At 61.0% G+C, this 26083-nt stretch carries 27 protein-coding genes; 4 read left to right on the top strand and 23 right to left on the bottom strand.

Going from position 1 to position 26083, the window contains the following annotated elements; all coding sequences use genetic code 11:
- Positions 1 to 2: 2 nt before the first annotated feature.
- From RIN56_04855 to RIN56_04835, 5 genes are all read right to left on the bottom strand, one after another.
- Positions 3 to 689: a GntR family transcriptional regulator gene (locus RIN56_04855; protein ID MDR7866125.1), complete on the bottom strand. Its 687-nt coding sequence runs from the start codon at positions 687 to 689 to the stop codon at positions 3 to 5.
- Positions 658 to 1563, bottom strand: a complete 906-nt coding sequence (ispE, locus tag RIN56_04850) for a 4-(cytidine 5'-diphospho)-2-C-methyl-D-erythritol kinase (protein MDR7866124.1) — start codon at positions 1561 to 1563, stop codon at positions 658 to 660. The genes RIN56_04855 and ispE overlap by 32 nt, the downstream gene beginning before the upstream one ends.
- Complete coding sequence (locus tag RIN56_04845) at positions 1563 to 2033, bottom strand: chemotaxis protein CheW (GenBank protein MDR7866123.1); 471 nt, start codon at positions 2031 to 2033, stop codon at positions 1563 to 1565. The genes ispE and RIN56_04845 overlap by 1 nt, the downstream gene beginning before the upstream one ends.
- Before the next feature lie 97 nt (positions 2034 to 2130).
- Positions 2131 to 4785 (bottom strand): cyanophycin synthetase, encoded by a 2655-nt coding sequence (cphA, locus tag RIN56_04840; GenBank protein MDR7866122.1) that lies wholly within the window; start codon positions 4783 to 4785, stop codon positions 2131 to 2133.
- Positions 4786 to 4858: 73 nt separating this feature from the next.
- Positions 4859 to 5668, bottom strand: coding sequence for a cyanophycinase (locus RIN56_04835; GenBank protein ID MDR7866121.1), 810 nt, complete (start codon positions 5666 to 5668; stop codon positions 4859 to 4861).
- A 161-nt stretch (positions 5669 to 5829) separates the two neighbouring features.
- On the opposite strand from RIN56_04835, the gene RIN56_04830 reads away from it, so the two are divergent.
- Positions 5830 to 6465 carry a L,D-transpeptidase family protein gene (locus RIN56_04830; GenBank protein ID MDR7866120.1) on the top strand — a complete coding sequence of 212 codons (636 nt, stop codon included), beginning with the start codon at positions 5830 to 5832 and terminating at the stop codon, positions 6463 to 6465.
- Here the strand turns inward: RIN56_04830 and RIN56_04825 are convergent.
- From RIN56_04825 to RIN56_04810, 4 genes are all read right to left on the bottom strand, one after another.
- A complete protein-coding gene (locus tag RIN56_04825; GenBank protein ID MDR7866119.1) occupies positions 6418 to 7218 on the bottom strand; it encodes a hypothetical protein in 801 nt (266 codons plus the stop codon). The two genes, RIN56_04830 and RIN56_04825, sit on opposite strands and share 48 nt — an antisense overlap.
- A gap of 111 nt (positions 7219 to 7329) precedes the next feature.
- On the bottom strand, positions 7330 to 8175 hold the full coding sequence (locus RIN56_04820; GenBank protein MDR7866118.1) for an ATP-dependent Clp protease proteolytic subunit: 846 nt from the start codon (positions 8173 to 8175) through the stop codon (positions 7330 to 7332).
- A 99-nt stretch (positions 8176 to 8274) separates the two neighbouring features.
- Complete coding sequence (locus RIN56_04815) at positions 8275 to 9195, bottom strand: DUF3794 domain-containing protein (GenBank protein ID MDR7866117.1); 921 nt, start codon at positions 9193 to 9195, stop codon at positions 8275 to 8277.
- A gap of 35 nt (positions 9196 to 9230) precedes the next feature.
- Positions 9231 to 9908 (bottom strand): DUF3794 domain-containing protein, encoded by a 678-nt coding sequence (locus RIN56_04810; protein MDR7866116.1) that lies wholly within the window; start codon positions 9906 to 9908, stop codon positions 9231 to 9233.
- Positions 9909 to 10139: 231 nt separating this feature from the next.
- On the opposite strand from RIN56_04810, the gene RIN56_04805 reads away from it, so the two are divergent.
- The gene (locus RIN56_04805; GenBank protein MDR7866115.1) at positions 10140 to 10439 is read left to right on the top strand and encodes a hypothetical protein; all 300 of its coding nucleotides are present in this window, start codon (positions 10140 to 10142) and stop codon (positions 10437 to 10439) included.
- 259 nt (positions 10440 to 10698) lie between these two features.
- Here RIN56_04805 and RIN56_04800 read toward each other — a convergent pair whose 3' ends face one another.
- The 3 genes from RIN56_04800 to yabG form a co-directional block, all read right to left on the bottom strand.
- Entirely contained in the window at positions 10699 to 11400 is a 702-nt protein-coding gene (locus tag RIN56_04800; GenBank protein ID MDR7866114.1) for a CAP domain-containing protein, read from the bottom strand.
- 208 nt (positions 11401 to 11608) lie between these two features.
- The gene (locus RIN56_04795; GenBank protein ID MDR7866113.1) at positions 11609 to 12091 is read right to left on the bottom strand and encodes a CAP domain-containing protein; all 483 of its coding nucleotides are present in this window, start codon (positions 12089 to 12091) and stop codon (positions 11609 to 11611) included.
- A gap of 134 nt (positions 12092 to 12225) precedes the next feature.
- Positions 12226 to 13107, bottom strand: coding sequence for a sporulation peptidase YabG (gene yabG / locus RIN56_04790; protein MDR7866112.1), 882 nt, complete (start codon positions 13105 to 13107; stop codon positions 12226 to 12228).
- Positions 13108 to 13297: 190 nt separating this feature from the next.
- Here yabG and RIN56_04785 point away from each other — a divergent pair, with 190 nt between their 5' ends.
- Positions 13298 to 14086: a glycosyltransferase family A protein gene (locus tag RIN56_04785; GenBank protein MDR7866111.1), complete on the top strand. Its 789-nt coding sequence runs from the start codon at positions 13298 to 13300 to the stop codon at positions 14084 to 14086.
- On the opposite strand, the gene rsmA is transcribed toward RIN56_04785, so the two are convergent.
- From rsmA to metG, 7 genes are all read right to left on the bottom strand, one after another.
- Positions 14081 to 14947, bottom strand: coding sequence for a 16S rRNA (adenine(1518)-N(6)/adenine(1519)-N(6))-dimethyltransferase RsmA (gene rsmA / locus RIN56_04780; GenBank protein ID MDR7866110.1), 867 nt, complete (start codon positions 14945 to 14947; stop codon positions 14081 to 14083). The two genes, RIN56_04785 and rsmA, sit on opposite strands and share 6 nt — an antisense overlap.
- Complete coding sequence (rnmV, locus tag RIN56_04775; protein ID MDR7866109.1) at positions 14940 to 15485, bottom strand: ribonuclease M5; 546 nt, start codon at positions 15483 to 15485, stop codon at positions 14940 to 14942. Before rnmV ends, rsmA begins: the two co-directional genes overlap by 8 nt.
- A 92-nt stretch (positions 15486 to 15577) precedes the next feature.
- Positions 15578 to 16582, bottom strand: coding sequence for a G5 domain-containing protein (locus RIN56_04770; GenBank protein ID MDR7866108.1), 1005 nt, complete (start codon positions 16580 to 16582; stop codon positions 15578 to 15580).
- A gap of 336 nt (positions 16583 to 16918) precedes the next feature.
- Positions 16919 to 17770 (bottom strand): methyl-accepting chemotaxis protein, encoded by an 852-nt coding sequence (locus tag RIN56_04765; protein ID MDR7866107.1) that lies wholly within the window; start codon positions 17768 to 17770, stop codon positions 16919 to 16921.
- A gap of 140 nt (positions 17771 to 17910) precedes the next feature.
- On the bottom strand, positions 17911 to 19113 hold the full coding sequence (locus tag RIN56_04760; GenBank protein ID MDR7866106.1) for an HD domain-containing protein: 1203 nt from the start codon (positions 19111 to 19113) through the stop codon (positions 17911 to 17913).
- A 167-nt stretch (positions 19114 to 19280) separates the two neighbouring features.
- Positions 19281 to 20045, bottom strand: a complete 765-nt coding sequence (locus tag RIN56_04755) for a TatD family hydrolase (GenBank protein MDR7866105.1) — start codon at positions 20043 to 20045, stop codon at positions 19281 to 19283.
- Between the two features lie 155 nt (positions 20046 to 20200).
- A complete protein-coding gene (gene metG / locus RIN56_04750) occupies positions 20201 to 22120 on the bottom strand; it encodes a methionine--tRNA ligase (GenBank protein MDR7866104.1) in 1920 nt (639 codons plus the stop codon).
- A 234-nt stretch (positions 22121 to 22354) separates the two neighbouring features.
- On the opposite strand from metG, the gene RIN56_04745 reads away from it, so the two are divergent.
- Positions 22355 to 22609 carry an AbrB/MazE/SpoVT family DNA-binding domain-containing protein gene (locus tag RIN56_04745; GenBank protein ID MDR7866103.1) on the top strand — a complete coding sequence of 85 codons (255 nt, stop codon included), beginning with the start codon at positions 22355 to 22357 and terminating at the stop codon, positions 22607 to 22609.
- Between the two features lie 72 nt (positions 22610 to 22681).
- Here the strand turns inward: RIN56_04745 and rsmI are convergent, their stop codons facing one another.
- From rsmI to holB, 4 genes are read right to left on the bottom strand one after another with little or no spacing between them, the layout of a single operon-like run.
- Complete coding sequence (gene rsmI / locus RIN56_04740; protein MDR7866102.1) at positions 22682 to 23530, bottom strand: 16S rRNA (cytidine(1402)-2'-O)-methyltransferase; 849 nt, start codon at positions 23528 to 23530, stop codon at positions 22682 to 22684.
- Between the two features lies 1 nt (position 23531).
- Positions 23532 to 24281, bottom strand: a complete 750-nt coding sequence (locus tag RIN56_04735; GenBank protein MDR7866101.1) for a tRNA1(Val) (adenine(37)-N6)-methyltransferase — start codon at positions 24279 to 24281, stop codon at positions 23532 to 23534.
- Positions 24271 to 25089 (bottom strand): stage 0 sporulation family protein, encoded by an 819-nt coding sequence (locus RIN56_04730; GenBank protein ID MDR7866100.1) that lies wholly within the window; start codon positions 25087 to 25089, stop codon positions 24271 to 24273. The genes RIN56_04735 and RIN56_04730 overlap by 11 nt, the downstream gene beginning before the upstream one ends.
- Entirely contained in the window at positions 25061 to 26083 is a 1023-nt protein-coding gene (gene holB, locus RIN56_04725; GenBank protein ID MDR7866099.1) for a DNA polymerase III subunit delta', read from the bottom strand. Before holB ends, RIN56_04730 begins: the two co-directional genes overlap by 29 nt.

The following is a 26083-nucleotide window of genomic DNA, read 5'->3' as shown; positions in this document are numbered from 1 at the left end:
TACTAGCGTTTCTGCCGGCGTTCGCTGAGATCGTTCAGCAGCGTCTGCTCGGCGTTCTCCATATGCTCGCGGGCATACTGCTGGGCGAGGTCGGGATTGCGCTGGGCGATGGCCTCGACCAGCCGCCGGTGCTCTTCAAGCGTGTTTTTTACCCGCCCGGGATACGCCATCGATATCGACCGGAAACGGGTAAACTGCTCGCGCAGATTATTGATGATCCCCACTAGGCGGTCGTTGCGGCTAGCCTGGTACAGAAAATCGTGAAACTGGCTGTCGACGTCGACGATTTTGTCCGCTTCGCCGCTATCAATATATTCGCCGATCTCGACCAGCAGACGCTCCATCTGCTCGAGCTCTTCCTCGGTGATCCGTTCGGCCGCCAGGCCAGCCGCCAAAACGTCCAGCGCGGTGCGGATCTCGAATACCTCGTTGATGTCTTTGATCGACAGATCTGACACATATGTGCCGCGGCGCGGCACCATCACCAGGAAACCCTCCAGCTCGAGCCGCCGGATCGCCTCCCGCACGGGCGTGCGGCTTACCCCCAGCTCTTCCGCCATCTGGATCTCCATCAAACGCTCCCCGGGTTTGAGGATGCCGGTCGTAATAGCTTCGCGTAGCGCCTCGCCGACAACTTCGCGCAAAGGCCGGTAGCTGTCAAGCTTGATCGGCGGCAACCGTCGTTCCATCTTCTCCCTCCAATTCACCAGCCGTCTCCGTCACCGTCACCCAGGCGTCAGTCGAGCTTCTGAGCGCGGCAGCGATCTGCTCTGCCTGGCGAAGATTATCTACAAGGCCGAAAACGGTCGGCCCGCTGCCTGACATCAGGCTGGCCATTGCGCCCTGGTCCCGCATCGCGGCTTTCAGCGCCGCTATCTCGGGATGGGCCGGCACGGTAACAGTCTCCAAAACGTTGGCCAAGCGGCCAGCGACTCCGGGCAGGTCGCCCGCGGCCAGGCAGGCGGTCATACCGGCGATATCGGGACGCGACTTCACCAGCTCGCCGCGGTAATGACCGTATACCCAGGCGGTAGAAACGGCAACCGGCGGTTTGGCCAGCACCACCCAGGCGTGAGGCAGGGCCGCGAGCTTGCCGAGCTTTTCTCCCCTGCCCGTGGCCAGCGACGTGCCGCCGCGCAGGCAAAAAGGAACATCCGACCCCAAGGCGGCGCCGATCTCCTCCAGCTCAGCAAGCGCGAGGCCAAGGCCCCACAGCCTGTTCAGACCGCGCAAGACGGCGGCAGCATCGGCGCTGCCGCCGGCCAGTCCCGCCGCCAGCGGAATATTTTTCTCCAGCGTGACACGGGCCCCACGGTCGACCCCGCACCGTTCCCTGAGCAAGGCAGCGGCCCGGTAAGCCAGGTTGGACGGCCCACAGTCCAGCTCCGCCGCCGAGGAAACGACACTTATTGCATCGTCGTCCACGAGCGTGACCCTGTCGGCAAGCGCAACGGCCTGCATCACCATCGCCACTTCGTGGTAGCCGTCCGGCCGTCTGAACAGCACATCGAGCGCCAGGTTGATCTTGGCTCTCGCGGCGAGAATCAGTCGGTCACCGTTCATTATTGTTTGATCTGTTTGAGCATAATTTCTTCCTGACTGGTCAGTATCTTATCGATATCAAGCATGATCAGCAGGCGCTCCTCAAGCTTGCCGACCCCGTGGATATACTGGGCGTCGAGAATGAAGGTCGGCGGCGGCGGCTCGACGCTCGAGCCGGGCAGGCGAACGACCTCGGTCACCGCGTCGACGATTATGCCGATCGTCTGACCGCTGACCTCGACGATGATAATGCGGTTATCCTCGCTCTGCTCAGCGGCGGCCAGTTGGAACCGTTTCCTCAGATCGATTACCGGGATTATCCGGCCGCGCAGATTTATTATCCCTTCCATGAAAGAAGGCGTCTGCGGCAATTTAGTGATCGGCACAAGACGGTTGATTTCCTGCACCTTGGTTATCGGCAAACCGTATTCTTCCTTGGCGAGGCGAAAAATGACCAACTGCAGCTCTTCATTAGCTGTGACGTCGTCCATCGTAAAACCCCCATCCGTAGTATATTGTTTTTGATATTCTACACATAAGGGTATTTGCCTGCAAATGCCAAGGGATTATTTTCTGCCCCGCCCCGTGCTAGAGCGAATTGGCGCTTACCACCATCCCCGGCGTATACCCTGCGGCGTAAACCTCCGTCCTCTCCGGCCGACTCTGCCGGAATGACTCGATAACCGCCAGCACCTTATCGTACTTCTCGTAAAACACCACGATCAGGTCGCCCGGCATGGCGGTGGAAAGCGCAGCCAACACCGCGGCTTCCTCGGCGAAAATCGTCGTGATCCGGTCAGCGGGAATCCCGGCGTCCAAAGCGCCCCGGCGCAAAAGCTCCGCAGTCTCGCCAGGACGGCGGCCGCGCAGGTCGGTATCTTCCTTGACGAACAGGTAATCGAACCCACAGCCGGCCACCCGGCCGACGTTCCTGATTACGTCGTCCCGCCGGTCCCCCGGGGCGGCGATAACCCCCACAAGCCGGTTGGCGCCGAGGCGCTTGGCCGTATTCAGCAGCGCTTGGTAGCCGGCCGGATTGTGGCCGTAATCGACACACACCCGGAAATCATCGATCTTCATCATATTCAGGCGCCCGGGGTTCTGGTCAAAGCTCGACAGCCCGCCGCGGATGTAACTGACCGGTACCCTCATGCAATAGCACGCCGCCGCGGCAATAACGGCGTTCTGCACATTGTGGAGGGCTGCCCCCCCCAGCGTCACCGGCACATCCTCCACTTTGACGATCGGTCGTCCAAGGCGACCGCAGGCGGCGTAGATTATGCCATCCTGCACAAAAAACGCCTTGCCGCCGACGCTTAGGTGACGGCGGATAAGCAGATTGTCCGGCTCGGTGCTGAAATAGGCGATTTCACCCTTGGCCCGCCCCCTCAGCGCGGTTACGTAAGGATCGTCGGCGTTAAGCAGCGTATGTCCGCCGGGCCGCACGACCTCGACCAACAGCGACTTGATAAAAACAAGGTCGTCGATATCCTCAATGCCGTCCTGGCCCAGATGATCCTCGCTGATATTGGTGACGACAGCTACATCGCAGGTGTCGAAACCCAGTCCGCTGCGCTGCATGCCGCCGCGGGCCGTCTCCAATACCGCCACCTCCACCGCCGGATCGGTGAGCACCGTCCGGGCGCTGACCGGGCCGGTCGTATCCCCATCCACGATGCGGCGGTTGCCGATAAAAATGCCGTCGGTAGTGGTCATTCCGGCGCGGTACCCGGCGTGCTGCCAGATATGCCCGATCATCCTGCTCACCGTCGTCTTGCCGTTCGTGCCGGTTATGGCGATAACCGGGATGCGGCCGTCGCCGCGGGGGAAAAGATGCTCTATAACCCGGGCGGCCACGTCGCGCGGTTTCCCGGCCGACGGATAATGATGCATGCGGATGCCCGGCGCGGCATTCACCTCGATAACCACCCCATGCCCGCCGCCGATCGGCCGACCGATATTCTCGGCAACCATATCAACCCCGGCGACGTCGAGTCCCAGCAGCGCCGCCGCCCGTTCTGCAAGCAGCACGTTATCGGGATGGACGGCGTCGGTCACATCCACTGCCGTCCCGCCGGTGCTCAGGTTGGCGTTTTCGCGGATATAAACGACCTGCCCGGCCTCCGGCACAGCCTGCGGGGTCAGCGCCTGCCTGGCAAGCACCGTGATCGCCACCGGGTCGATCTTGATCCTGGTCAGCGGCCGCTCATGCCCTTCGCCCCGCAGCGGGTCGCAATTGACTATCTCCACCAGCTCAATCACGCTGTGGACGCCATCGCCCATCACGTACGCCGGGATGCGCTCAGCCGCCGCCGCCATCTTGCCGCCCACTATGCACAGCCGGTACTGCCGGCCGGGGATGAACTCCTCCACAAGCACCCGCCGGTCGAAAGCAGCGGCGATGACAAACGCCCGCTCCACCTCGGCCGGGGTCTTGATATTGAGCGTAACGCCCTTGCCCTGGTTGCCGCCGGCCGGCTTTACCGCCACCGGCCGGCCCAAATACTCGGCCGCCCGCACCGCATCCGCCGCCGACTCGGCCACCAGGCCGTCAGGGACAGGCACTCCGCCCCCGGCCAGCACCAGCTTGGTAAGCGACTTATCGCACGCCAGATCCACGGCCACCGCTCCCGTCTTACCGGTCACCGTGGCCCAGACCCGCTGCTGCCGGCACCCGTAGCCCAGAATCAACAAATCCTCGCCAGCAACCCGCGTGACCGGGATACCCCTCCGCTCGGCCGCCTCAGCGATCGCGGCCGTGCTCGGCCCTAAGCCGCCGGCCTCTCCGGCCGCGCGGATGCGGACGACCGCCGCCGCCGCGTCGTAAGCGCCGCCCGCGAGCAAAGTCGCCAGGAGCTCCCCGGTCGCTTCGACCGCCGCTGATGCCGCCTGCGCTACCCGGTACCCGACCACAATGTCGTATATGCCCGCCCGGTCCGTTTGCCGCGCCTTGCCGAAACTCACCTCATACCCTGCCCGGCATTGCAGCTCGATCACCACATGCTCGAATACATGGGGCAGATAAGTCCCCTCCGCCAACCGTTCCGCGAACCCGCCCGGATATCCCCGGCTGCAGCCGTGCTCCGCCAGCCCCGGCAGCGAAGCCAGCAAGCGGAGTGAAAAATCCCCCAGCTCGTTCGTGGGGACCTCCTCGCCCTCGCTCAGCTCCAGCCTCACCCGCAGCACGGGGCGGTGACTGTAAATATTGGCCCCCGGCAGTGTATGTACCGAAAGTATCCGCATCTCCTAGTCCTCCTAGTGCCTTCTCCGCCGGCAAGCCGTTCCCGGCAGGACGCAAAAACGCCGCGGCTTACCCTTAGCCGCGTTCGTGTGGCAAGCGCCGTTTCAAGTCGTACCCATATCCGCTGGGCAAGATATGCAGAATAACGTTAGTAAGCGCCAACGGATCGTACCGCTTCGACTCGGAAATATTCGAGTGCACCACCCGCTGGCCATCGATCACCGTCACCGTCTGCGACCCGATAACCTCGAAATTGCGCTGGGGCGAAACCACCAGCGCCGTATCCTCGTCGATACCTACGCCTAGAATATGGGGGTTCTGGGCAACCGCCGCCAGCAAGCGGTTGATGCGGCCCCGCTGGGCGAAATGCTGGTCGATAACCACTTCCGCCAGCAGCCCCATCCCGTGGGCCATACTCAGCGCCGCCTTCTTCGGCGTTTCGCTCGAACTGCCGTCGACAATCATCGTATCGCTCATCACCGACGCGCCGGCGCTCGTCCCGGCAATCACCACCCCGCGCCGGTAAGCGCGGCGAATTGCCGCGTCCACCTCCGACCCGCCGAGAATACTCGTCAGCCGGAGCTGATCGCCGCCGGTAAAAAAAATCCCTGTGCAACTATCCAGCTCGCCGTCATTATGCCTGGCGTTGGCCGCCTGCCGGCTCGTCACCGACACGATGCCGACACCGGCTGCGCCCAGCTCGGTCAGGATGGCACGGTACTCTTCCCCCGTCTCGTCGGGGTGCTCGGTGGCCGTAGTAACCACCGCGATCATCGCCTCGCGTCCGCCGGCCATCGCCACGAACTTGCGCAGAATAACGCAATCTCCCCGCTTGTCCTCGTTGCCGCCGATAACAAGCAAATTGCCTGTCTTCTCTCCGATCATCCCGCCTCCCGACCAATCCCGGCATACGGATACCATTCACTGCTATTTTTGCCCTGCCCCGCCCCCGTCTATACAAAAATTTCCGGAAAACACTGCCGTTCCCGCCGACATATAATGATTTAGTCAGGGAGATTGGTCCCGCACCCGAGGAGGTTGAAAAAATGCAACTCCGGTTCTTCTACCCGCCCCACCGCCCCATTGAGGCCTGGCTGAAGGAAGGCGACAGCCGCCCCATTATCGCCGAAGTTCAGAAAATCCTGGCCGGGTACGGCCTGTACGCAGGTGAACCCCACGGCTGCTTCGACGCCGTCACCGCCGATGCCGTCAGGCGCTTTCAGGAACTGCGCGGCCTGCACCCCACCGGGCAACTCGACCCCGTCACCTACTGCCAGCTACTCGCGCCCGCCACCACCGCCGATATCAGCCCCGTCGCCGCCGGCGAGCGTGCCGTCGCCTTTTTGCCCCGCGCCAAAATCCAAATCGTCAAATCGGTTCGCCGCCTTACCCTCTTCGACGGCAATACCGCCCTCAGGCAATACCCCGTTGCAATCGGCAAACCGTCCACCCCCACCCCGGAAGGCAACTACGCCATCGCCACCAAGATCCTCAACCCCGGCGGCGTCCTCGGCAGTCGCTGGATGGGTCTCAACTTCGACGCCTACGGCATCCACGGCACCAACGCCCCGTGGAAAATCGGCCAGATGGTCTCCAACGGCTGCATACGCATGCACAACGCCAACGTCGAGGAACTATTCCACCTTATCGCCGTCGGCTGCCCGGTGCTTATCAGGAATTAGCGCCGCCAGGCAGGTAACGATATCGGCCGCCATATCGCGCCGCGCCGCCAGGAAAGCAACCACCGCCTGCCGTTCGCTCTCGTGGGGCAGCCACTCGACCGGCACCCCTGCAACCAACTCGGCAAAAAACGCATCGCTCCAGCCCTGCACCTTGGTCAGATACCGAGCGAAATCCTCCGGCCGCAGATAATGGCGCAGCAGCGTACCGTAAACACCGTGCCTGTTGACCCTCACCCGTGGCGCCAGCCGCCGCAGCGTCTCCTCTGTCCACAGAGCGCGGCGGAAAAAGTGGGAATTATCGATCGCGTAAATCCGCCAGCCGTGCGCCTCACGCCGCAGCAGGAGGTTGCGCCGGTTGAGCGTTCGGTCCATATTGTGGGCCAGGTGGTCGAGCAGCATCACCCCCGCCATCTCCGGGCGGTTGATCGCCCGCGCGACATTGCGGCTGCCCAGGTACTCCGTCCCGCTCAAAAACCGGCAGGCGAAATGCCGCCCCGGCGCCACACCGGACGCCGCCAGCCGCCGGCTCCGCTTCAGCAGAGTTTCCTCCAGCTTTATCACCCCGCTCGGCGGAAAACACAGCCCCAGCGCCTCCCCCAGCCGGGCGCCGATAAACTCGTTGGCCAGCACCTTCGGGCCCAGCCGGTTGTTCTGCAGCTTGACCACATACACCCGGCCGTCGTCCGCCCGAAAAAGCTGAGGCGACGTCACGCCCCGCGCCGTGGCGCCCAAATGCTCGAGAGCGATCAGCATCGCTATCCCCTCCCCGTTTCAACGCTATAATATATGAAAACGGCCGAGGCAAATTGCCGGAAAAGAAAAATCCCGGACGCCTGTCCGGGATTCATTCTGCTCGCTTGTATTCTACGGTTTCTTGAAAGTATCCCGCCCGTAAGGCACCGGGATATATTGCACCGACGGACGTCGCTGGGCTGGCTGGGGATAAAGCTCCATCAGATCGTAAACCTCCGCCGGCAGCTCGCGCACGACCGGCAGCCCCATCTCCTGCAATTGATCGCAGGTAATCGGATAATCGTGGGTCCAGCGGCCCTCGCTCAAAGTATGGGCAAGGGTCTGGGCCGCCTCCGGCGAAAGCTTGTCGGACAACAGCTTTGCCAGGAACTCTTCCACCTGGCGCATCGCTTTGCCCGCCATATCGGCGAGAATGAGCGTATTATCGTCCACCCTGTTGATATTCTTCTGCGCCACCGCCTTTAAAATCGACGCCGCCGGATACTGGCCGAGCTGAGGATCGACCGGCCCCAGCACCGCGTTGCAATCCATCACGATCTCGTCGGCGGCCAGGGCGATCATCGTTCCTCCGCTCATGGCGTAGTGAGGCACGAAAACCGTCACTTTGGCCTTATGACGCATCAGAGCGTGCGAAATCTGCTCCGATGCCAGCACCAGCCCGCCGGGGGTATGCAGGACAATATCGATGGGCATGTCGGAAGGCGTAAGATGGATAGCCCGCAGCACCTGTTCCGAATCCTCGATATTAATATAGCGGCTGATCGGCAAGCCGAGAATACTGATGGCCTCCTGGCGGTGAATCATCGTGATGAGGCGCGACTGGCGGCGCTCCTCGATCGCCCTTATCAGCTTGAGGCGGGCCCGCGCGATCCCCTGCTGCCGCAACATAGGCCACACCGTAAAGACGATGAAAATAATCCAGAAAAACTGGCCGAAATCCATATCGATGCCTCCCATGTGTGTTTTTAGCAAATTTCCCCGGCGGCGGCAAAATATCCTCCTTTGGCGCTCTGAGCCAAAATAAAAGACCACGGCAATAACCGTGGCCCGTTCTTGTTAACCCTTCGGCGTCCCTGCGGCCGCGCCCACGCTCAGAAGCCACCCGGCGATCCAGCCCGTGGTCGAACCGTCGCTCAGCACCACCCGGTACCAGCCGAACGCCTGATCCTTCAGCGTCACCACGTCGTTGGTATTTACCTGGGTGACGACCGGGAAATTCGTGCCGGGGCCTGTGCGGACATTGACCTTAGTTCCCGTAACTGTCGCCGTGCCGCTGACCCCCATGCTCACCCCCGCCGTCGGCTCTACACCCGGGCCGGTGACGAAAACGTTGCCCGTCGACGTCACACTCCCGGAAGCCAACGCATCGGCCGCGCTGGCCGAAGTCACCTCCACCACCCCGACCTCATCGATCGGCGAAAGAGCGTAAACATCCATCTCAGTGGTCGTTACCACCCTGGTCCACACTTTAAGTACGATGGTTATGTGTACCTTCCGGTCGTTATGGCGCCGGTGGAAGTCATAGTCTACATACTCCACCAGTACGTCGGCGGTCGCCTTCATATCCGGCATGGCGCCTTCAACTACAATATCCCTCGTCCAGCGCTGCTCCCGCTCGAAGGCGTGAACCGGCTGGCTGGGCAGATCGGCTACATACAGCACCTTGACTTCCAGTTTGCCGCGGACGATAATCTTGTTTGGAATAACATCGACACTCTTGATGCAGACATCCTTGACGAATACGTCTATTACCTGCTCGATACTGGGTTTCGGATCTGGAACGACCATATCGAATTCCACGACCCGTTGCTCCATATTGGCGCCCAAAACCTGTTCCACCTGGATCGTTGCCGGACCGGGCTCAGGGCAGCCGCACACCAGCTCGGCGCTTTCCACCGTCGTGTTGCCAGTAGTCACCATGACGGTTTCCGACGTCGCGGAGGTCGAGTTGGAGCTCTGTCTTTTCTTGTCAGCCATTGTCTTCCCCCCTTCTCCTGGAGTATGGAACCCTTTTAGCCCTTGGGTGTCGTCGGCATCGCCGCTCCGATCTGCACCTCGCGGTCGGTAAGCACCTTGGCGGTAATCTTCAGCACCACAGACACGTCGAAGTCGCGCAGATCGCGACAGTGGTGGTGGTGATCGCACTCGTCGTCGCAATTGTCGTTGTCGTGATCGTCATCGTCGTCGCACTCATCGTCGTCATGCCACTTCTTCATATTGCCGTACTTCGCGCGGTGGGCGTGGGAGTGTTCTTCGACATCGTAATCGACGAATTCCACCACGACACTGGCCTCGGCGTCCATCCCCTTGCGGGCGCCGACAATCTCAATATCCTGTGTCCACTTGATGTGCTTGATCTCGACAGCATGCACCGCCTGATCGGGCTGATCGGCTACATAGATGGCCTTGACCTCAAGATCGCCGCGAACGATGACCTTGTCGGTAATAACGTCGACGCTGTTGACATCCACATCTTTCACGAAAACGTCGATTATCTGCTCGATGGCCGGTTTTTCGGGCGGAACTACCACATTGATATCGAGAACCTTCTGCTTTTCAACCTCGCCGATAACCTGCCGCACAATTATCGGTCCCGCCTGAACGCCCAGCGTGCACTTGCCAGCCGGTACCGCCATGGTCGTACCTACGGACGAGGCACTAACCGTCTGCCGCAAGTTTTTATCGTCCACACATATTCCCCCCTTTGTGTTTTCTAGTTATATATATGCCTGCATTTTGTCTTATGTGACAAAAAAAGCGCTCTCCGGGGCTGACGCGGTAAATTTGCCGCCGCCGCCGGCGGCCGCAAAACGGCCAACCCTGACGCCGCAAGAGAACATAACACTTTTACCCGCCGCAACATACAATATAACAGAACCGCTTTGGAAAAACGGACGACATCAGATGGGGGGAGTGGCTTGGTGAAAGACTATGACCGCAGAGCGATGTACGGCAATTGTTGCGGCGCCGGCATATACTGCCAGGACGACCCCAAGTGGGGATATGGCTGCATGGAAGACGACGGCTGCTACGACTTTGAGTGCGGCGAAGGCGCAATGCCGAAGATCAAATGCAAAACAAGCAAGGAATGCGTCAAAACCTACAAGACGTACTACAAAATGTACAAAATCTGCACCTATCGCCTGTACAAAATCTGCTGCCGTTGCGGCACGGAGTTTGACTACTACGGGCACCACGGCGTGTGCCCCAAATGCCGGTAGCCTTGGCTCAAAACAAGGGGACCGTTGATAACCCTCCATCTGCTTCGTACCCGTAAAGGGCAGGCCGCGGTTCTAGGCGCTAAAGCGCCAAGAACCGCGCACTTGCCCCTCCGGGCGCTGGCTAGCGTACGTTCGTGTACGCGTCGCGGCGCGTCCTCGGGTACGCCTTGCATCTGAAGGGTTTTAAACGGTCCCGGCAATCCTTCATATCAAAGCAAAGAGGCAAAGCATAAATGCTTTGCCTCTTTGTCACATGTAATCAGCCGTCAGTGAATTCCTGCACCACGTACACCGAACCGCTACGGCTGTAGCGCACCCCTATCCCCACCTGGGTATAGCGGGGGTTCAGGATATTCGCGCGGTGACCGGGGCTGTTCATGAACGCCTGCTCGGCGCCGGCCACGCTCGTGTTGATGGCCAGATTCTCGCCGGCGTAGCCGAAGCTGATGCCCCGCTCCCGCATCCGGTCGAAAGGCGTCTTCCCTTCGGGGTTGTTGTGAGCGAAGAAGTTGCGGTTAATCATGTCCTGGGCATAATCCCCGGCCAAAGCGGCCAACTTCCCGTTCAAACGGACAGCGGGCAGGCCTTGGGCCGCCCGGTCGGCGTTGAGAAGCGCTAAAGCCTTCTGCTCATCCGCCGCAACCCCCGACGAACTCGGGCTGGGGCTCGGGGTCGGTTTGGGAGCCGGAGCCGGTTTTGGGGTCGGTTTCGGAACCGGTTTCGGGGCTGGCGCCGGCGTGGATACCGGAGCCGGATTCTTGGGAGCGGGTGTGCCGCCGGAGCTGTCGCCGCCTTTCGCCAGCATGGCTATCAGGCCGAGAGCCGCTATGCCGCCGATGATCGCCTTCGTATCGCCGCCTGAATCCTGAGCCGCCTTCTCCGCTGTCGCCGCCTGTGCGGCGGTGGCGAAGGCGCCCCCCAGGGAAGTACTAACCAGAGAAAAGGCCACAAAACCCGTCATCAACAACCTGGTCCATCGCTTTTTTCCCATATGCAACCTGCCTTTCTAATTTGAAGAAATAAGGACAGGCCACGTCATGTCAAACTTCCCGACTAGTCTGCCATATATATTCTCGCCGACGGGGCAATATCCTGTTAACATAACAGTGGTAATGTTTGCAAAGCCGCTCTCCCGTCGCGTTCCGTACTCGCTATAAAGACATCTGTGCTCACCAGCCCACGAACACCTGCACGACAAATACCGAACCGTCGGCGGCGGTGCGTACGCCGATACCCACCTCGGCGAAATCCTTGCCAAGAATGTTAGCCCGGTGAGCGGGGCTGTTCATCAGCATACGCTCGGCGGCGGCCACGCTGCCGTGCATTCCCAGATTCTCGCCGGCGCTGCGGAATGCGACGCCATACCGGGCCAATCGGTCGGTAAACGTCTCACCCTCCGGACTCACATGGGAAAAATAGCGCCGGTCGATCATATCCTGGGCATATTCCCGCGCTAGAGCGGCCACGGTCAGGTTAACCCGCAGCGGCGGCAATCCCTGCGCGCTCCGGTCGGCATTCAGCAGTTCGACCGCCTGCTCCTCGTCGGCGGTAAGGGCCTGCCCGTGCGAAGCGCCTTCGGCGGCGCCGCCCGGAGCCATCGCAACAGCCGCCGCCAGCAGGCACAGCAGCACCACCCTCATCAGCCTTTTCACGCCCGCTCACCCCCTCTTCCGTGCAGTTTACCTGTCTACTACATTCTCCCTCGTCAAGCCGAATCCCTACCAGCCGGCTGCCTGTCCCCGGCCGGTACAAACCAAAAGGGCGCAGCCCCGCCGCGCCCCCGCCTCTAATACGGCGATTTCGGCATTCCCAGCCGAAACTTGCCGCGAGTCTCCACTCCCCCTACCCCTTCAGCCCCGGTCACCGAAGCCGTGATCGCATCGTTTACATCCACAGTCTTGCCGATCGGCGTAAACGCCACCTTCTCGGCGATAAACACCGGGTCGTAAGCGTGGATGAATATCCTCGTCGGCGAACTTGCGAAATTGGCCCCCGCCGCCAAGATCGCCTCGAAATACGACTGACACGCACCCGCGAAAATCACCAGATCGTCCAGGGAAGGCTGAAATTCCCTGGCTATCTGGGAAGAGCGCACGAAATACTTCGACGTCCGGTAATTGTTGATATCCCTGAAGCCCTTCTTCCCGCCGCCGATCAGCGCATCGTGCCCCGTCACCACCAAAATATCCGGCCGGTACTCTTTCAAAAGCGCCAGCAGGGCGTCCGGCTGCTTATCTTCCTCGATATAGCGGCCCTCGGCCTCGATGTTGAGCTGGCCGTAAGTCTTAAGGCACATCTTGAGATAATCCTCGTCGCCGTCGATATGCAGCACCCGGCCGGGAACGTCAAAAAATGCGTACTTTTTTGTCGGTTCGGCTCTGCTGAACTCCCGCTGCTCGAACTCCTGGCTGCGGCGCATCATCACCCGACGCATCGAGTCATTATGCACGTTTTCGTTGCGGATAATTTCCTGTTTCAGATGTTCGGCGTCCACCCTTTCAAGATCGTCCGGCGGCGCATCCGCCAGCAGTCTGAGGTGCAGCCCGCGCAGCGTATATACCGTGCGCCCCTGCTCATCGTTTTCCAGCCCCATGACCTTGAACACGATATCGCCGCCGTGCGATCTGCGGATTACCAAATCGCCCACCGCTAATTCCGGCACGCTCATCCCTCCCCCGATTATTACATACTATGTGGCATGCCGGGCGTTTGCCACCGGGGACAGACAAGCCGCCTGCAAAGGGTTTATTTTCCCCCGGCGGACAAGTGGCAAAGCTTCTTGTCCGCCAATATACTGTAGTAAAGCCGAAGAGGGCTCTGCCGCACTAGTCCCACCGAGGTGATGGCGCTTGATCAGCGTGGTTGTCCCCGCACGAAACGAAGCAGGCCGCATCGCTACCGTTCTGCAGAATCTGGGCACATTGCCGGTGGACCACATCATCGTGATCGCCAACGGATCCAAAGACGCGACAATGCGCGAAATTCTCAACCTCCGCCTCCCCAAGCTCCAGATCATCTACTTCCACGATTGCCTGGGCATTGACGTTCCCCGGGCCATCGGCGCAAAAGTGGCGTTGTCTCTCGGCAGCGACGTTGTCGCCTTCGTCGACGGCGACATGGTGGGAACCTTCAACGAAAACCTGATGGAATTGGCCGAAGGGATAACCCTCAAACATCTCGACCTTGCCCTCACCAACTGCTATCCTTCCCCGCCCCGCCATATCGAACGGTATAATCCCACCTTCCAGTGGCGACTCAACCTCAACAAAGAACTCGGCCTGGAAAAAAAAATCGGCCTGGCCTCTACAGCCCACGGCCCTCATGCCGTATCACGGCGCCTTCTGGAAACCATCCCCGTCCGGGAAATCGCCGTCCCCCCCGTGGTCATGGCCCTGGCCAGGCAGGCCAAGCTCCGTCTTGACGTCGCGACCACCATCCCCCATTACCGTTTGGGGTCCTCCATCAAAAACCAGATCCACACCAACAAAATCATCGACACCATCGTCGGCGACTGCCTAGAGGCCATCGCCGTCTTCCGTGGCGAGCCCCGCACCCGCCAGTGGCAAAACTCGACCTACCTGGGCTATCACAGCGAAAGGCGGTTTGACCTGCTAGACCTGTTTCTCAGCGAAAACGGCCGCTCATAGCGAGCGGCCGTTTTTATTATCTTCCCACGCGTTCGCCACCGCGGCGAACTCGGCCAGCGACAGCGTCTCTCCCCGCCGGCCGCCGTCGATGCCGGCCGCGGCCAATACCGCCGCAGTGTCTGCCGCCGCCAGCCCGGCCGCCTTGAGCCCGTTTGCCAGCGTCTTGCGCCGCTGAGCGAACGCCGCCTTCACCACCCGAAAAAAAGTCGCCTCGCTCGCCAACGCCACTGGCGGCTCTGAGCGGACAACACAGCGGATGACCGCAGACTCGACCGCCGGCGCCGGGATAAAAGAGCGCGGCGGCACGAAAAAAGCGATCTCAGGCGCAGTATAGTACTGCACCGCCACCGACAGCGCCCCGTAATCCTTGCCGCCGGGGGCGGCCACCATCCGCTCGGCCACCTCCTTCTGGACCATCGTCACCAGCACCGATACCGGCAGACGCTGCTCCAAAATACCCATCAGAATAGGAGTCGTGATATAATACGGCAGATTGGCGACAACCTTGAAAGGCGATGTCGGCATTTCCCGGGAAATATCAGTTTTTAGGATATCGCCGTGCACCACGCGCAAAGCGTCGTACCCGGCCAGCGTATCGGCCAGTACCTCCACCAGGCGCCGGTCGAGCTCCACCGCCACCACCGTTCCCCCAGCCTCAAGCAGTCCCTGGGTAAGCGTACCGATACCGGGGCCGATCTCCAGCACCGCGTCCCCCGGAGCCACGCCGGCAGCAGCCACAATCCTGTCCACCACCGTCTCATCCACAAGAAAGTTCTGCCCCAGCCGCTTACTGGCATGCAGACCGAAAGCCCGCAAAATGTGAAGCGTAACCTCGCGTTTTGCAATCCGCGGTTTAAGCATCTCCGGCCTCCATCGCAGCCGCCGCTGCCGAAAATTCCGCCCTCGTCACCCCGTAATTGTTAAGACGGCGTAAAAAAGTCTTGGCGTTGGCATAGCCGATCCCGAGCGTTTCCCCAAGCGCGGCCCGTCTCGCGGCGGCCGCAGGCGACGCCGCCAGCCCCGCGGCATGCAAATCCTCCATCGCGAATACCGCCTGCGGCTGCCATTCATGGCAACGGGCCTTCGCCAGCGCTGCCCTAATCGCCTCCGCCGACGCCCGCTCGATGCCTATATCGTCGGCGGCGGTAGCCGCCTCCCGCGGCACAAACGCGTGCTTGGCCGCCGGAAAACGCGCGGACAACACCTTGCGAATCCGTTCGCCGGCGCTGTCCGGATCGGTAAGGATGATAATGCCGCTGCGGCCGTAAGCAGCCTCGATCTGCGCGAGCAGATGCCGGGAGAGGCTAAACCCGCCCGTCACCAGGCATTCCGCCTCCACGGCCCGTTTTACCGCCGCCACGTCTTTCTTGCCTTCGACCACGATCACTTCCCGGATCACGTCTTCACTCCCCGCCTGACAAAGCTATTCTTCCCCCGGATCGGCAAAATATTGGGGTAAACCCCTGCGGATTTACCCCTTCTGAACCCTGCTTAATCGGCCAGTACGTACACCTTGACCGTCTGCCGCCCAAAACGCCAGGCGGTGTTATAATCTTCGATGCACAGGTCGATTCTGTTGCCGATGATCGCGCTGCCGGTATCGGCCGCCAGCGCCAGCCCGTAACCGGGCACATAAACGCGGGTGCCGAGCGGGATGACGGACGGATCGACCGCCACGATGCCGTGCCGGGCCGCGAGGCCGCTGGCCGTAATCCCGTGGCCGCCGCCGTCGGTAGGCAGATAAGCCGTCGCCTCCATCGAATACACTCTCTTAAAGCGCATCGTTCCCCGCGACGTACTAACCGTCTCGCGGGTACCCACCCGCAGAATCTGCGGCTTGGGCTCCAACAGCACCTTTTCCGTCACCGTAGTGGTGGCCGTTTGGGCGCCATCTTCGTAATGCAGCTTTACGGTAGCCTCCTTCAGGCCTTCCTCGCCTTCATCAAGAACCTCTTCCAGGCCCCGTTCCAGCGTGCCGTCAGGCTGGCGGACCACCGGCGGCGGGACCGGCACCTTGCGGGTAACCAGGCTCTCCGTCAGCGAAATAATCCGCAACTTCATCATCGGCTGTACAGGCGTCGACTCGGCGGGCTCCGTGCGGCCGTGGCCGGGACCGTATCCCAGGCTGGCCGCCACCTCGCCCACAGTGGGCTGGCCGGTAAGCACAACCCGCGTGCGGTCTTTGAAAATCACCTCTACCGGAACAGCCCGGTAAACCGTGAGAACCGTTCCCTCCGTCACCTTGGCGGTAGACATCCGGAACTCGTCCTTGCTGGCGAGATAAATTCCCGTCTGGCGCAAAATATCTTCGGGATTATCATGGACAGTATATATGGTGGTCCTCTTGCCGTCGGCCACAACAACAACGTTTTTGCTTGCCCAGACAGCTCCTGTAATCACCAGCGATGTTATGATAAGAGCAACGACAAGCAGCGTCCTGCCCCTATCAAGATTGGCCCCAAGCTTACGTAAACTTATGGTTTTTAAGCCACTCATTCACTTCCCCCTTTCCAGGTTCGTAAATTATACCATAGCAGGTTGCCGGGTGTCAAACATACCATTGTTTTCCTCCCCTAGTCAAGTTATCCCCGAAACAGGCGGATTTTATACTTCACAAAGCGAAAACGGGGCCGGCAAAAGCCGGCCCCGTCAGCTTGTAGACAAAGTCAGACTGTTGAGAAAGGTCCAGATGCAAGGCGCACCGGAAGAGCGCGCCGCGCCGCGTACTTTGGGGCGTACGCAAGCAAGCGCTCTGAGGAGCAACGCCGCAGATGGGGCTTTATCGACAGTCTGACGGGGCCGGCAAAAGCCGGCCCCGTCAGACATATTCTCTCAATCGGTAATCTGATACATCTCCCTGGCCGCCCCGGAAAGTTGGGTGGCCATCATCGCCAGCGCCTGACTGGCCTTGGCCATCTCGTCGATACCCGACGTCTGGCCGCCGACACTTTGGTCGATTACGTCGATCTCCTGCGACAAAGTATGGATGGCCGCCCGGATATTGCTCAGTGAGCCGGCGATGCGCTTCACCGAGTCGCCGCTCACTTCGGCCAGCTTGCGCACCTCCTCGGCCACCACGCCGAAGCCACGCCCGGCATCGCCCACGCGCGCCGCCTCGATTGCCGCGTTCAGACCCAGCAGGTTGGTCTGCCCGGCCACATTGCGGATGAAAGCGACAATCTCGTCTGTCTGCTGAGCCGCCGATGACAGATTTCTACCCAGCTCGTCCAGGCGCTTACATGCGTGCGACACTTCCACCGCCCGGCTGGCCAGTTCCTCCATCCCGGCGGTCAGTTCCTCGGACGACGCCGCAAGCTCGCCGGAAATCGAAGTAACCTTGTCGAGCGCATTGACACTCTGGGTAGTCGTCACACAGCCGGCCACCCGGTTGCCGTCCTTGAAAGGCATCGCGTTGGCGACATAGGCCACACCGTAAGACGACTTCTCCTTCGTAATCAGCTTCACCACCTGCTTACCGGTCTCCAAAGCCTGTTTGGTCGCGCCGGCCAGCACCGGCTCGCCGACTTTCGTCTTAAGGTCGAGATCGGACGCCGGAATGTACAGGGCATACTTGCCGTCGCGGGCGATGGTCACGCCCACGTCGGTAGCCAACACATCGTTGAGGTACGGCGCGATCTTGGCGAACATATCGATAATCTCGCTGCCCGTCAGCTCTTCTGCCATTTGAGATTCCCCCCACAAATATTATCAAACAAAACAAACCCGGTTAACCAGCTTCTAATCTACCGACAGTCGTAAATAATTCTCAGAACCCGCAGCCTTCTCCTCCCTTCAAGTTATTCTCCTTCGGAGCGCCTCTCCCCCTAAGGATTGCGGAAACAGTCGAACATCCGACCAAAATCGACCCCCGCCACCTCGCGGCGGTTTTCATATCGCGCATAAAGAGCCTGGACGCCGTCCCGGAGAGGCCGCGACGTGATACCGTGGGCAATCGACAACGACGCCTCGATATAGGCCGCTAAGTGATCGCAGGCTTTGATCATCTCCCCGTCGATCGGCGAGAACCGGTCTTCGTTGTAACTGGTGCCGATATCCCGGCCCGCCACTTTCTCCACCCTGCCGTCCACCATGACCTTGTTGTCGAATTCATCCTCCATGTAATACCTGATTTCCTGGTGCCAACCGTCCGGCAACAGCGGGAAAAGCTTCTGAGCCACCTGCCGCGTTTCGATCTCCTTTATAAGCTCGTCCAGCCCGGTCACCGAGCTTTTCACCGGCGAAATAATATCGCGGGTCAACACCTCCGGCAAGTCGTGGAAAAGGCCGGCGAAATAGTTGTTGACCAGGCGCGCCTCACAAGCCCCTACCTCCAGTGAGCAGAAATACGCCAGCATGGCCACGATCAGCATATGGCCCATCACCGATGTCTCCGGCACCCGCGGCGACTGCGCCCAGCGCTGCTGGAAGCGAAGCTGGCCCACCAGATCGATGAAATGGCGCGTCTTGCGGCCCAGACCGATCTTCTGCACCCCAACCAGATCGAAGTGCTCCTCCAGTTCGTTGGCGATCCGCGTCTTGGTCTCCTCCACCCCGTAGAGATGGGAATTCAGCTGATAGATCATCTGGAACTCCCAGTCGGTCGCCAGATAATGGGCCGCCCTGAGAATCTTCTTCTCCGTCGCCGCGTATCCAGGCTCGGATAGGTAGCGGCTGAAATTGGCGGCGAAATCCCCGGCCAGCGAATCGACCTTGTCCTGCAGCTTGTCCAGCACCCAGCGGTTCAGCTCAGCGCCGTGCCTGGCCATCAGCTCATGGAATACCGGCGGCTTAATATCCGTCACCCTCACGCGGTGCAAAAACTCGAACATGCCCCCCTCGATCAGCCGCCGCCAGCTCACCGGCGCCTTGCGATCCTCGATCTCGTGCTTCGCGAGGACATAAGCGATAATCATCTTATGGGCCTGCTTATCGAGTTCGGTGAACCCGCCTTTGGGGCGCATATGGTCATTCCAGCGCTGGATATGAGCGCTCTCGTACAAAAACTCCAGCAGTTCCTTCTTGATCACCGTCGTGTCCTCCCCCGTGCAACAACATGTGATAATATTATTCCCTGTCGGCGCCCTCTATCCTGCCGCCGCCTTTAAGCAGAATCCGCACACACATCTTCGACCTCCGCACCCTCAAAGACATCTTCTCCGTTCAAATTAAAAAAGCTGCCCGTAGGCAACTTTTTTTACGCAATCCCGAACAACCGCTTGGTATTCTCCGTCGTCGCCGCCGCCAGAGCCTCCGCCTCCATACCCAGCAGCCCGGCCACCTTCTCGGCAACATAGCGTACATGAGCCGGCTCGTTGCGCCGGCCCCGGAACGGCTCGGGCGTCAGATACGGGCAATCCGTCTCGACCAGCAGGCGATCCAGCGGCACCGCCCTCACCACCTCGTGCAGCTTGTGGGCGTTGGCGAACGTCACCGGTCCGGCCACCGAGACGTAGAACCCCAGCTTCAGCACCTCGCGGGCCATCTCCACGCTGCCAGAAAAGCAGTGGAACACCCCGGCAAGCCCCTTGCCTTCCCGTTTTACGGTCGCCAGCACATCGGCGTGAGCCTCGCGGTCGTGGATTATTATCGGTTTATTCACCTGGCGGGCCAGGTCGAGCTGACGGATGAATACCGCCCGCTGCACCTCGCGAGGCGAAAAATCGTAGTGGTAATCGAGGCCGATCTCGCCCACCGCCACCACCTTGGGCAGGGCGCACCACTGCGCCAGCTTGCCGTAATCCTCCTCGCGGGCTTCCTTGGCGTCATGGGGGTGAATGCCCACCGCCGCCCAGACGATAGCGTGCTTTGCCGCCAGCTCCACCGCGCGCGCCGACGAGAACATATCCGCGCCGGCGTTCAATATCCCGACAAGGCCGCCGTCCGCCGCCCTTGCAACCACCTCGTCGCGGTCGTCGTTAAACCTCTTATCGTCCAAATGGGCATGAGAATCGAATAGCATAAAAACCTCCATGAAATGCCGGAGGCTGTTCAGAACGTCCCAGATGCAAGGCGCACCGGAGGCTGACACCGGAAGCGTACACGAACGTACGCTGAGGATGGCAGCCGAGGAGCAACGAAGCAGCTGGGCGTTATGGACAGCCTCCCACTTATATGCTACCTAACCTTGCTGCCGGGTTCCATCCCGGGCGCCGTCACCAGCGCCAGCTTATCGCCGTTCACCGCCGCCAGCACCATCCCCCGCGATTCGATGCCGCGGATCTTGGCCGGCTTCAGGTTGACGATCATCACCACATCCTTGCCCACGAGGTCGCCAGGCGCATAATGCTGGGAAATGCCGGAGATGATCGTCCGCTCCTCGCCGCCGAGGTCGACCGTCAGCTTCAGCAGCTTATCGGCCTTCTCGACCTTCTCGGCCGCCAGCACCCTGGCGGTACGGAGATCCATCTTCGCAAACTCCTCGATACTTACCTCCGGCAGAAGCGGCAGGGCGGGCTTCACCGGCGCGGCCGGCGGCTGAGCCTCGCTCTCCGCCTCCTCCTTCTCCTCGATGCGCGGGAAAAGCGCCTCCGGCGCCGTCATCTTCGTGCCCGCCGGCAGCAATCCCCAGCGCTGGGCGTCGTTCAGGCTCGCCGCAGCAGGGTCGCCGGCCAGTCCGAGTTGCCGCCAGATGCGCGGCGTCGTACCGGGCATAAAAGGCGAAATCAGGATAGCCACGATCCTCAGCACCTCGGATAAGTTATAAAGCACCGTGTTCAGGCGGCCCTTCTTGGCCGGATCCTTGGCAAGCGCCCATGGGCCGGTTTCGTCGATATACTTGTTGGCGCGGCCGATAAGCGCCCACACCGCCTTAATCGCAGCATTGACCTCCAGCCGCTCCATCGCCCGCTCGTACTCGGCCGCCGTATCCTGCGCCAGCCTCACCAGTTCCTCGTCCACCGCCTCCCGAGCCTCGGGGGCCAACACCACGCCGCCGCTGAAGCGGCCCACCATGTTGACCGTGCGGTGGAGCAGATTGCCGAGGTCGTTGGCCAGATCGGCGTTGATGCGGTTGATGAGGGCTGTGCGCGAGAAGTTGCCGTCGCTGCCGAGCATTATCTCCCGCAGCAGAAAATAGCGGATAGCGTCGGCGCCGAACTCGTCGATCAGCACCAGCGGGTCGATGACGTTGCCTTTGGACTTCGACATCTTGTCCCCTTCCATCACCAGCCAGCCGTGGCCGTACACCATCTTCGGCAGCTCGACCCCCAGCGCCATCAGGATAACCGGCCAGATGATCGCGTGGAAGCGCACGATCTCCTTGCCCACGAGGTGGATATCGGCCGGCCAATACTTGGCAAATTTACCACGGTCTTGCAGATATCCGGCAGCGGTGATATAATTCGTAAGGGCGTCGAACCATACATAAACCACATGCTTGGTGTCGAACGGCACCGGGATGCCCCAATCGAAGGTAGTGCGGGACACGCACAGATCCTCGAGGCCGCCCTTGATAAAATTGATCATCTCGTTGCGGCGCGACGTCGGCTGGATGAAATCGGGGTTAGCCTCTATGTAAGCCAGCAGCCGTTCCTGGTATTTCGACATCCGGAAAAAATAGCTCTCCTCCTTGAGCAACTCCACCGGCCGGCCGCAATCGGGGCAGTTGCCCTCGCTGAGTTGGCGCTCCAGCCAGAAAGTCTCGCAGGGGGTGCAGTACCAACCTTCGTAAGACGCCTTGTAGATATCGCCCTGGTCGAAAATCTTCTGGAAAATCGTCTGAACGACCTCGTGATGGCGCGCTTCGCTGGTACGGATAAAATCGTCATAGGAGATCGACATCTTCTCCCATAAATGGCGAAAAGACGCAACGATCTTGTCGACATACTCCTGCGGCGAAACGCCATTCTCCTGGGCCTTGCGCTGAATCTTCTGCCCGTGTTCATCCGACCCGGTCAGAAAAAAAACATCGTAGCCGGCCAGCCGTTTGTAGCGAGCGAGCGCGTCGGCCACCGTCGTGCAGTAAGCGTGGCCGATATGCAGCTTATCGCTCGGATAATAGATCGGCGTAGTGATATAGAAATTTTTTTTGGACATATTAGCACTCCTTATCGACAAATTTTTCTGGCGCCTTTAGGGGCGAGAAAGCTTGTATTCTCAACAATTATAGATAAATTGACCAGCAATGTCAAATAATAGCTTTCGACAAAAATGATCATTTGTTGGAAAAAATGTGTTTTATTGTCAAAACAAGGGGTTGACAAGCATTGTAATTTCTGGTATTATTTAGGTAGACATTTCTTGTCGAATTGTGTTGAAAGGAAAGGAGAACTGAACATGAAATCAACTGGCATCGTACGCAAAGTGGACGAACTTGGAAGAGTCGTAATCCCCATCGAACTCCGCCGGACCCTTGATATCGAAGAGAAAGATGCGCTGGAAATCTACGTCGACAACGACCGCATCATCCTCCGCAAATACGAGCCTGCTTGCGTTTTTTGCGGTAATGCGGACGAAATCACCAACTTCCGCGGCAAAAACGTCTGCAAAGAGTGCATGGCCACCATGGGACAAAAGGCTGTCTAAAATACCGAGTTTGGCGAAAAAGAGGCTGAAAAGGCCTCTTTTTTTTGTTTTTCCGTCGAAAACGGCGGCGGCCTATTTCTCCGCCGCCACGACCGCCTGGTAGACCTCGCGGCGAGGCAAACCACGTTCCGTCGCCACCCGCCTGATGGCCTCCTTCTTGGCAGTCCCCGCGGCCACCAGCTTCGCCACCGCCGCCGCCGGCTCCTCCTGAGCCGCGGCCGGCGCCGTCGCAGCCTTCCCCGTGCCTCCCGCCACCACCAGCGTAATCTCGCCGCGGGGCGCCTGCGCGGCAAAACGGCTGCCGATCTCCGACAACGACCCGCGGGCGAATTCCTCGAATTTTTTGGTCAGCTCCCTGCCCACAACTGCCGGGCGCTCGCCGAACGCCGCCGCCAGTTCGGCCAGCGTGACCGCCAGCCGGTGGGGCGACTCGTAGAAAATCAGGGTATACGGCAACTCCGCCAGCGAAGCAACAAGCTCGCGCCGCCTTTTGGCCACCCTCGGCAGGAAACCGACAAACAGGAACATGCCAGTATCGAGGCCGGAGGCCACCAGCGCCGCAAGAGCCGCGTTCGCCCCCGGCACGGGCGTCACCGCCGCCCCCGCCGCCAGCGCCAGCCTCACAAGATCGGCGCCCGGATCGGAAATCCCCGGCAGCCCTGCGTCGCTGACCACTGCGACATCCTCGCCGGCCAGCAGCCGGGCTACCAGTTCCGGTCCGCGGGCCGCCTTGTTGTGCTCGTGGTAGCTGACGAGCGGCGTGTGGATGTCGAAATGGCTGAGCAGCTTCCGCGTATGCCGGGTATCCTCGGCGGCGATGACGGCCGCCTCTTTCAGCACCCTCACGCCCCTGAACGTCATATCCTCCAGGTTGCCGATCGGCGTCGCGCACAGGTATAGTGTGCCGGTTTTCTTCTCCATGCTATTCACCCGCCCGGTAATAAGCCATTATCTCCCCGCTGTAGCGGCCGTCTTCGCCGTAAATATAAAGCGGCGGCTCCACCGTCAGGCCCGGCCGCGCGCCGCGCACCCCTTCGGCCAGTAGCAGCTTGGCCGCCTTGCCGGGAGCCGGGTGCACCAGCCTCAGCCTTTTTGGCTCGACGCCCGCCCCCCGCAGCGCGCCGACGACATCGGCGAGCCGCTCCGGCAGGTGCACCATCGCCATGCGGCCTTTTTCCTTCAGAAGAAATGCTGCTGCCTTGGCAAAATCGTCCAGCCCGCCGGCGATCTCGTGGCGGGCCAACGCCAGCTCCTCCCGGGGATTGACCTCTCCGCCGCCCAGCGGCCGGTAGGGGGGATTGGCGACCACCAAATCGCAGCTCCGCCCCTCCAGGAGGGAGCCGCCCGGTATCGCCCGCACATCGGCCCACACCACCGCCAGACGATCTCCCAGGCTGTTGACAGCAATGCTGCGGTTGGCCATATCCACCATATCGGGGTTTATTTCCACCCCCGTCACCCGCTTAGCGCCCCGCGCGGCCAGCAGCAACCCCAGCACTCCCGTGCCCGCGCCCAGGTCGACCGCGGCCGCGCCCCGCTTCACCGTCGCAAAGTGGGCCAACAGCACCGCGTCGAGGGAAAAGCGGAACTGGCCGGCCTGCTGGATGATCTTGAGCTCCCCGATTAGCAAATCGTCCAGGCGTTCGCCCGGACGCAAAAGCTCATTTGCCATTTTCCTCTTTTTCCACGACCTCTTCCCAGGGAATATCCAGCATCTTGCCGTCCTTCAACCTGACGGACGCAGTCCGCTTCGCGCCGTTCACGGCAACGATCCTGCCTTCGCCCTCCACCGTCATCACCTCGCGACCCGTCGCCGGGGCGGCCGTCTTCTTGCAGCACGAGCCGTAGCAGTCGCTCTCGTACTTCAGGCAGCACATCAGTCGGCCGCAGATGCCGGAAATCTTCGTCGGATTGAGGGACAGGTTTTGGTCCTTGGCCATGCGGATCGACACCGGCTCGAAATCGCCGAGGAAAGTCGAACAGCACAGCGGCCGCCCGCAGCAGCCGATGCCGCCCACCATCTTCGCCTCGTCCCGCACCCCGATCTGCCGCAGTTCGATGCGTGTACGGAACACTGCCGCCAGATCCTTGACAAGCTCGCGGAAATCGATCCGGCCCTCGGCGGTGAAATAAAAAATGATCTTGTTCACATCGAATGTGTACTCGACATCCACCAGGTTCATTGGCAGACTGTGGGCCTGGATCTTCTGCTGGCAGACCCGGAAAGCTTCCGCCTCCTTAGCCTCGTTGTCGCGCACCTTGGCCTCGTCCTGGGGCGTTGCCTTGCGCTGCACCGGCTTCAGAGGAGCGACGATATCCTCGTCCTTCACCTCGCGCGGGCCGATGACCACCCGGCCGAACTCCAGCCCCCGCGTAGTCTCCACGATCACGTGGTCGTTCTCCGCCAGCTTGAGCTGTCCGGGGTCAAAATAATAAACCTTGCCAGCTTTCTTAAACCGTATTCCGACGACGGTCTGCATATCGCGTTCCCTCCCTTGCCGCTTCTAATAAATGTATCAGCATCGCCTCAAGCGTGAGGCGGGTATTGGCGTTTCCTTCTATCGCGCGCCCGGCATCCCGGACCGCCCTAAGCGCCTCGTCCAGGCGGGGGGCGTCCCAGTCGGCGGCGGCGCTGCGCAGTTCGCCGGCCGCATCGCTGTTGAGCGCCAGCTCCTCCCGGCCGCTGACGATGACAAGCAGATCGCGCAGCACCTGGCTCAGGTAGCGGAGAAATGCCGTCAGCTCGGACGCCGACAGTTTATCGAGCGCCGCACCCTGCGTCCATACCAGCGAAGCCCCGCCGGTCGGCAGGCCGACCACGACGGCCAGCGCGGCGTCCCTGAGCGCCAGGCCCCCTTCGGCCAGCAAAACCAGCGCTTCGCCGACCCGGCCCCCGGACAGGCGGGCTGCCGTCGCCGCCCGCGTCCCGTCCGCCCCCCTCGCCGCCAGCAGGCGGGCGAGAGCCTCCGGCGCCAGCGGCCGGAACGTGAATACCCGGCAGCGGGAAACGACGGTCGGCAACATGGCGTGCTGGGAAGCAGCCGTCAGGATGAACACCGACCCGGCCGGCGGTTCCTCAAGAATCTTCAGCAGGCTGTTGGCCGCCTGGACCGTCAGCCTTTCCGCCTCCTCGATCAGGAAAACCCGGCCGGCGCCGTAATATGGCGCGAGCGCCGCCTCGTGTTGCAGCGCCCTGATCTGGTCGATTTTCAGACTCGCCCCTTCGGCTGCCAGCACTACAAGATCGGGATGGGCGCCCTGCGCCACCAGCCGGCAGGACGGGCATTCGCCGCACGGCTCGGCCCCGGCTCCGCAGAGAATCGCAGCCGCAAGCGTCCGGGCCACCAGCATCTTGCCGATGCCGGCCGGCCCCACGAACAGCAGGGCATGGGGCATCCGGCCCGAGGAAAGCATATTGCGCAGCATCGCTGTTACCTCGCCGTGACCGGCGATATCTTCCCAGCGCGTAACCAT

It is taken from the genome of Sporomusaceae bacterium (assembly GCA_031460455.1).
Classification (GTDB): Bacteria; Bacillota; Negativicutes; order Sporomusales; family UBA7701; genus Anaeroselena.
Note: the sequence above shows the minus strand (reverse complement) of the source record. Positions and strands in the feature narration are given on the sequence as shown.